This window comes from Megamonas sp. Calf98-2 (assembly GCF_900110235.1).
GTDB classification, from domain to species: Bacteria; Bacillota; Negativicutes; order Selenomonadales; family Selenomonadaceae; genus Megamonas; species Megamonas funiformis.
Window position 1 is genome coordinate 1 of sequence record NZ_FOCY01000055.1, and the last position, 7,044, is coordinate 7,044.

The window sequence follows — 7,044 nt, forward strand, 5'->3', positions numbered from 1 at the left end:
ATAGAAAGAACCTCTATACGAATACGTTCAGATATGGTAAGATGATGATAGCTCATTATGAATTTTCCTTTCGTGTGGATTTGGTGTGGTAACTTTATTTTACACGAAAATTCATAGTGAGTTTTTTATTTTTCTAGGTGTCGCACTTCATTATACAATCCATCAAATAATAAAAATTACAGAAAGTAGGTTGAAAAAATGGATAGTAGAAATTTACAATTAGCACATAATCTCATAAATTATTCTGTGCGTTTGCAAAAAGGCGAAAAACTTTTAATTGAATTAATTGATGAAGGTATGGAGCTTGCACAAGCTTTGATACAAGAAGCTTATAAAGTAGGCGGTATACCATTTTTGACTATAAAAAATTTGAAAATGCAACGTGAATTATTATTAAATGCTACAACAGAGCAAATGAAGCTTTGTGCAGAATATGAATCACTTCGCATGAAAAACATGGACGCATATATTGCTATTCGTGGCAGTGAAAATGTAAGTCAATTGAGTGATGTGCCAGCAGATAAAATGGAAATTTATTCTAAATATTGGATGAAGCCAGTGCATAGTGATATACGCGTGTCAAAAACAAAATGGTGTGTTCTTCGTTATCCAAATGGTTCTATGGCACAGCTTGCGAATATGAGTACAGATGCTTTTACTGATTTTTATTACAATGTTTGCAACTTAGATTATGCTAAAATGGGTAAAGCTATGGATAGCTTAGTTAAACGCATGGAAAGTGCTGATAAAGTCAGAATTAAAGGCAAAGGAACAGATATAACTTTTTCTATCAAAAATATGCCAGCTGTTAAATGTGCAGGTGATTGTAATATTCCAGATGGTGAAGTGTATACAGCTCCAATTAAAGACAGTGTAAACGGAACAATCACATATAATACACCATCAATTTATCAAGGTACTACTTTTGAAAATGTATCTTTTACTTTTGAAAATGGTAAGATAGTAAAAGCTACAGCAAATCATACAGAGGCCTTAAATAAAATTTTGGATACTGATGAAGGTGCAAGATATATAGGGGAATTCTCCTTTGGTCTAAATCCATATGTAACTTTCCCTATGAAAGACATTTTATTTGATGAAAAAATAAGTGGTAGTTTACATTTCACTCCAGGTTGTGCTTATGAAGATGCAGATAATACAAATCGTTCAGCTGTTCACTGGGATTTAGTTTTAATTCAGACTCCTGAATATGGTGGAGGAGAAATTTATCTTGATGATGAATTAATTCGCAAAGATGGTCTATTTGTTGTGGAAGATTTATTCTGTTTAAATCCTGAGAATTTAAAATAACAAGTAAAACATAATTAGTAAGAAAACAAGGTACTACAAGGGTTTTGGTAGTATCTTGTTTTTTTGCAAAAAATCAAAATATTATATATAGTACTTCTTTGTTTACATATTTTGACATTTTTTATTAGATATTGTAAAATTGCCAATAAGAAAAATTAAATCCTTAATATCTCTAAATATGTCCAGTGTCCTGGAGGTGTCGATGTTGTTTTACGATGGTATAAAAGTATACATGCAGAATGGTAAATTAGACGATGTAGAGATAGCTTATTATATTAATAAAATAAGGAAAACACATAAGGGTAAAATCCTAAAACGTATATCTTTTATTTTAGGCGAAGGATATATTGATTTAAGATACATGTTCCAATCTTATCCTTTTGAAAGAATATGGCGAATTTCTACAAAAGATAGACTTATTGAATCTGTTGTATAAAGAGAAGAACTGCAAACAAATGATTGTATATTTTTCATTTGGTTGCAGTTCTTTTTTTATGTTAAGGTGAAGTTAAAAGAAATAAAAGTAGGTGAGAAAAATGACAGAACAGAAAAGAATATTGATTGCAGTGATGATAACATCATTCATAGGTCCATTTATGGGAAGTTCAGTAAATATCGCTGTTCCAGCCATGGCTGAAGATTTTAACATGATGCCAGATGAGTTGACTTGGGCTGTTACAGCTTTTTTAATTGGTTCAGCAGCCACTTTATTACCCTTTGGTCGTTTAGCTGATATAAAAGGACGCAGAAGAATATATCTACAAGGATTGGCTTGTATTTGTGCTACTACTTTAGTCTGTGCAGTAGTGCAAAACTTTTTAGCTTTTATATTTGTGCGATTTTTACAGGGATTGTCCATGTCAATGATTTTTGGTACAAGTATGGCATTACTGGTCTCTTGTTGTGGTGCTGAAAATCGTGGCAAGACGATAGGTTTATCGGCAGCATGTGTATATTCAGGCGTTTCATTAGGGCCTTTTATTGGTGGTTTTATCACAGATTATTTGGGTTGGAGAATGATTTTTGGGCTTATTGGTATAGCTTTATTGATAAATTTCTTTTTGATTTTTAAGGTAAAAATTGATTGGTATGGAGCAAAAGATAAAAAATTTGACTATATTGGTAGCATTATTTATCTAGTAATGATAGTTTTATTTTTATATGGATTATCAGATTGGACAAGACATGAATTTGTGCATTATATGCCATTTATAGCTTTTATTTTATTTTTATTATTTATATATGAGCAGAAAAAAGTTGCTTCACCACTTGTAGATTTATCTATTTTTAAAAATATAGTATTTACCATGTCAAATATAGCCGCTTTAATTCATTATAGTGCGACTTTTGCTTTAGGTTTTGTATTATCTTTATATTTGCAATTAGTCAGAGGTATGGATGCTTTTACAGCTGGAGGATTTTTATTGATACAACCATTTATTATGACGATTGTTTCTCCTAAAGCAGGAGCATTATCTGATAAATTCTCATCAAGACTTATTGCTTCTTTAGGTATGGGTATGATGATGATAGGATTATTTGCTTTTTCTTTTCTGGATAAAGATACATCATTTTATCTAATTGGTATAAATTTAGCTTTTATTGGTTTAGGTTTTGGTTTATTCGCTTCACCGAATAATAATGCCATTATGGGAGCTGTAGAGGCAAAATTTTATGGAGTGGCGTCTTCGATTTTGGCAGTAATGCGCCTTACAGGGCAAGCGATAAGCATGTCATTAGTAACCTTGCTATTATCTATTTTTACTGCTGAAGCGATAGAAAGTAATTATGTAGATATACTTTTACACAGTTTTAAATATATATTTATTTTATTTGGTTTTTTATGTATTATAGCCCTATTTGCTTCTTTGATGAGAGGTAAAGAAAATGTTAAATAATAGCTTGCGTTAGCATTTAGACAATGATATAATTAAGAAGTTATGTTAATAACGAGTTCCGCTTAGCGGAATTAATCCCTGCCCATTTGTGGGCCGATAGTCCAAAGAGGAGGTGATTTCGTGAGAAAGTACGAAGTCGTATTTATTATTAGACCAATGGAAGAAGAAGCAACTAATGCTGTTATCGAAAAGTTCTCTAACTTAATCGTTGCCAATGGTGGTACTATTGACAAAGAAGATCGTTGGGGCAAAAAACGTTTGGCTTATGAAATTAAAGACTGCACTGATGGTTTCTACTGCTTATTTGAATACACAGCAGAACCAACTTGCTCTGCAGAACTTGATCGTGTAATGAAAATTACTGATGAAGTATTAAAACATATGATCGTTAGAGAAGACGAAAAATAATTATAAAGATTTGCCAGGGAGGAAATTACCATGAATAAGGTAATATTAGCAGGGCGTCTTGTGCGTGACCCAGAAGTACGTTACACGCAGACAGGAAAAGCGGTGGCAAGCTTTACTTTAGCTGTGAACCGTAGATTTAGTCGTGGTGCTGATCAACAACAAACAGCAGATTTTATTCCTATCGTAGTATGGGATAAATTAGCTGAAGTATGTGGCAACAATTTAGTAAAAGGCAGTCAAGTCTTGATTGAAGGTCGCATTCAGATTCGCAGTTATGATGCACAAGATGGAAGTAAACGCTATGTTACTGAAGTCATAGCCCAAGAACTTGAGTTTATGGGTTCTAGACCAACAAGTGCTCCAGCACCAACACAGCAATTCGGTGGTGCACAAATGCAGACTTCATCTCCAATGATGGGTGGAGCAGCAGCATCTTTCGGTTCTGAAGTACCCCCTGACGAAGAAATACCATTTTAAGGAGGGTAACAACATTGGTTAAACGCGATAGAAACAGAAGACCAAAAAGAAAAGTTTGTAGCTTCTGCGCTGATAAAATCGAACATATCGATTATAAAGACGTAGCAAAACTCCGTCGTTTCATTACAGAACGTGGTAAAATTTTACCTCGTCGTATTTCCGGTAACTGTGCTTGCCACCAACGTCAAGTAACAGTTGCAATTAAAAGAGCTCGTAACATCGCTCTTTTACCTTTCACAGCTGAATAATTTAGCGATAATTAAGCCGATATCATTTGATATCGGCTTTTTGCATTTAAAAATAATTTTTTAACATATAACAGAAATCGTGTTGAGCGTAGTCTTGCCAAAATTGTTCATATGTTTCTGGTTTTTTTGTAGGTTTATGCAAGCGAGGGCTTTTTTCAATAGATTTTTGAAAATCTTTAGCAAAATAGATTAAATCTTCTTTGGTTTTATTAAATAGTGATTTGCCATTTTGCGTATTGATTAATAACATAGAAATACCTTTATCATCATCAATATCTTCGCTGTTTACATTATCAGAGAAGTAATTCCAAAAATCGCCGATAGTTAAATCGCTCACTCTGTCTAAATTCGTATAAGCACAATTATAGCAGGAACTCCTGAGGAAATTTCCCTTTAAAAATCCTTTGATATATTCATTAGTATCTTTATAAGAAATATCTTTTTTGTTGTCATCAAATTTGGCGATTACTTGATAGCGACGCCAGCCTGGTTTTTCACGAAATTTAAAATCAGATAATCTTTGAATATCTGTGGTGAAGGCACACCATGGCAAAGTAAATCAACTGTGAATAATTGACCTATATAGCGTTTATAGCGTTTTTTGAGAAAAGCATATAAACCAGCAACTTGACAAGGTGTACCGGAAAATAATACTTTTCACCTTGAAGCAATAATTTGCGAATATCCTTATATGTTGTTCCAATAAAACTCTGTACATATTTGGAGCCAATTAATAAAGGATAATCTTCGATTTTATTGATGATGATATGTTTGGCTTTTAAATCATCAGTTAAAGTTGAGCCACAAACATAAAAATTTTGGGATAGTGCTTGTAGCATTAAAGCGGTAAATAATCCTCCTGAAGCTGTTTGTTGACGTTTTTGCGTATTTATATGCTAGCAAGCATAGATTTCAGCCAAGTTTTCTTCATTATGTGGTTTGAAGTATACGGGGCAAGATTTATGGCACAATCCACAATTAATACATTTTTCGTTGTCGATTTGAGGTTGCCAAAGGCCTTGCTTGTCGGTGATTACTTGTATTGCATTTTTAGGGCAGATATTTTGACAAGATAAACAACCAGTACAACTATTTTTTGAGCACAGCATAAGTAAAACCTCCTTGTTATACCAAAATAGCCAAGATAGATAATGACTATCTTGGCTATTTATGTACACACAATTTTTAGTTATCAACACGACAAATGTCTGCACCTAATCCACATAATTTTTCTACGAGATTATCGTATCCTCTATCAATATGATGAATATAAGATACTTCAGTTTCGCCATTAGCAACTAAACCAGCAAGTACCATGGCAGCTCCAGCACGTAAGTCTGTAGCTTTTACTTGACAACCATTTAATGAAGGAACACCTTCAACAATAGATGTGCGTCCATCAACTTTAATACAAGCTCCCATGCGTTTTAATTCATCTACATGCATAAAACGATTTTCAAATACAGTCTCTGTAACAAGACCTGTACCATCAGCAATAGTGAGCATTGCCATAAATTGAGCTTGCATATCTGTAGGAAATCCTGGATATGGTAGAGTTTTAATATCGATAGCTTTGGGGCGATTGTTACAGCTAACACGGATACCATCGATATCTTCTTCAATTTTAACTCCTGCTTCATTTAATTTTGCAATAACAGGTTTTAAATGTTCACTAATAGCATTTTCTATATAGATATCTCCGCCAGTCATGGCTACAGCCACCATATAGGTTCCAGCTTCAATTCGGTCAGGAATAATTGTGTAGTTATGACCAATTAATTTTGGCACACCTGTAATTTTGATCACATTTGTACCAGCACCGCGAATTTTAGCTCCCATGATGTTTAAGAAATTAGCTAAATCGATAATTTCTGGTTCTTGAGCAGCATTTTCAAGTATAGTCTGACCTTCAGCCATACATGCTGCCATAATGATATTTTCTGTAGCACCGACACTTGGGAAATCAAGATAAATACTAGTTCCTTTTAGCCCATTTGGTGCAGTAGCACTGATAAAGCCGTGTCCGATTTCGATTTCAGCTCCAAGAGCTTCAAAACCTTTGAGGTGTAAATCGATAGGTCTAGTACCAATAGCACAGCCACCAGGCATGGAAATTTTAGCTTTTCCATAACGTGCTAATAGAGGTCCCATAATAACAAAGGAAGCTCTCATTTTACGTACTAAATCATATGGTGCATCAACTGTTTTTAAAACAGTACTATCAACAAACAATGTATGTTGTTGACGATTGAAATCAACTTTAGCACCAAGCTGACGCAGAACTTCAGCGATTGTGCAGACGTCGTTTAAATAAGGTACTTCGTCTAAAACACATGGCTTATCCTGGGCCAGAAGAGTTGCTGCAATAATAGGCAGTACAGCGTTTTTTGCACCGCTAATTTTTACACGACCATGCAATTCATGACCGCCATGTATAATCAACTTTTCCAATTTTCATCCTCCACAAGACTTATATCTTTATTATTTTATCATTTACCTTTATGTATAGCAATAAGAAATTATATATATTATCTATAGACAAAGTGATTTAGATTGACATACTCCCCATGCCTAAAGGCAGGGGATTCTTGGATACAAACGATACTTGCCTACTAAAATAGCAGGTCTTACTATATCTCTCCAAAGAAGGTTGATGCCCCAACCTTCCATATATTTATAGCAGCATTTCTATCTCTATCGTG

Annotated in this window: 9 protein-coding genes and 1 pseudogene; 6 read left to right on the top strand and 4 right to left on the bottom strand. The window is 33.9% G+C overall.

All coding sequences use genetic code 11. The features are described 5' to 3' along the window. The first annotated feature begins 198 nt into the window (after positions 1 to 198). The 6 genes from BMX03_RS10815 (at position 199) to rpsR (ending at position 4,342) form a co-directional block, all read left to right on the top strand. Positions 199 to 1,311 carry an aminopeptidase gene (locus BMX03_RS10815; protein ID WP_091695374.1) on the top strand — a complete coding sequence of 371 codons (1,113 nt, stop codon included), beginning with the start codon at positions 199 to 201 and terminating at the stop codon, positions 1,309 to 1,311. 202 nt (positions 1,312 to 1,513) lie between these two features. Further along, the gene (locus BMX03_RS10820; protein WP_008539210.1) at positions 1,514 to 1,747 is read left to right on the top strand and encodes a hypothetical protein; all 234 of its coding nucleotides are present in this window, start codon (positions 1,514 to 1,516) and stop codon (positions 1,745 to 1,747) included. A gap of 100 nt (positions 1,748 to 1,847) precedes the next feature. Continuing rightward, positions 1,848 to 3,209, top strand: coding sequence for an MFS transporter (locus tag BMX03_RS10825; RefSeq protein WP_022228061.1), 1,362 nt, complete (start codon positions 1,848 to 1,850; stop codon positions 3,207 to 3,209). 120 nt (positions 3,210 to 3,329) lie between these two features. After that, positions 3,330 to 3,617 carry a 30S ribosomal protein S6 gene (gene rpsF, locus BMX03_RS10830; RefSeq protein WP_022228062.1) on the top strand — a complete coding sequence of 96 codons (288 nt, stop codon included), beginning with the start codon at positions 3,330 to 3,332 and terminating at the stop codon, positions 3,615 to 3,617. A 30-nt stretch (positions 3,618 to 3,647) separates the two neighbouring features. After that, complete coding sequence (locus BMX03_RS10835; RefSeq protein ID WP_015561991.1) at positions 3,648 to 4,094, top strand: single-stranded DNA-binding protein; 447 nt, start codon at positions 3,648 to 3,650, stop codon at positions 4,092 to 4,094. 14 nt (positions 4,095 to 4,108) lie between these two features. Next, positions 4,109 to 4,342 carry a 30S ribosomal protein S18 gene (rpsR, locus tag BMX03_RS10840; RefSeq protein ID WP_008539206.1) on the top strand — a complete coding sequence of 78 codons (234 nt, stop codon included), beginning with the start codon at positions 4,109 to 4,111 and terminating at the stop codon, positions 4,340 to 4,342. A 46-nt stretch (positions 4,343 to 4,388) separates the two neighbouring features. Here the strand turns inward: rpsR and BMX03_RS11470 are convergent. The 4 genes and pseudogenes from BMX03_RS11470 to murA form a co-directional block, all read right to left on the bottom strand. After that, positions 4,389 to 4,939 (bottom strand): annotated as a pseudogene (locus tag BMX03_RS11470) (Coenzyme F420 hydrogenase/dehydrogenase, beta subunit C-terminal domain); the annotation flags it as partial. Next, the gene (locus tag BMX03_RS11475) at positions 4,921 to 5,181 is read right to left on the bottom strand and encodes a hypothetical protein (protein ID WP_015561992.1); all 261 of its coding nucleotides are present in this window, start codon (positions 5,179 to 5,181) and stop codon (positions 4,921 to 4,923) included. The gene BMX03_RS11475 and the pseudogene BMX03_RS11470, both read right to left, overlap by 19 nt. A gap of 57 nt (positions 5,182 to 5,238) precedes the next feature. Next, positions 5,239 to 5,451, bottom strand: coding sequence for a 4Fe-4S binding protein (locus BMX03_RS11480; RefSeq protein ID WP_255361497.1), 213 nt, complete (start codon positions 5,449 to 5,451; stop codon positions 5,239 to 5,241). Between the two features lie 76 nt (positions 5,452 to 5,527). Then, on the bottom strand, positions 5,528 to 6,793 hold the full coding sequence (gene murA / locus BMX03_RS10850; RefSeq protein ID WP_022228065.1) for a UDP-N-acetylglucosamine 1-carboxyvinyltransferase: 1,266 nt from the start codon (positions 6,791 to 6,793) through the stop codon (positions 5,528 to 5,530). Positions 6,794 to 7,044: the final 251 nt, after the last annotated feature.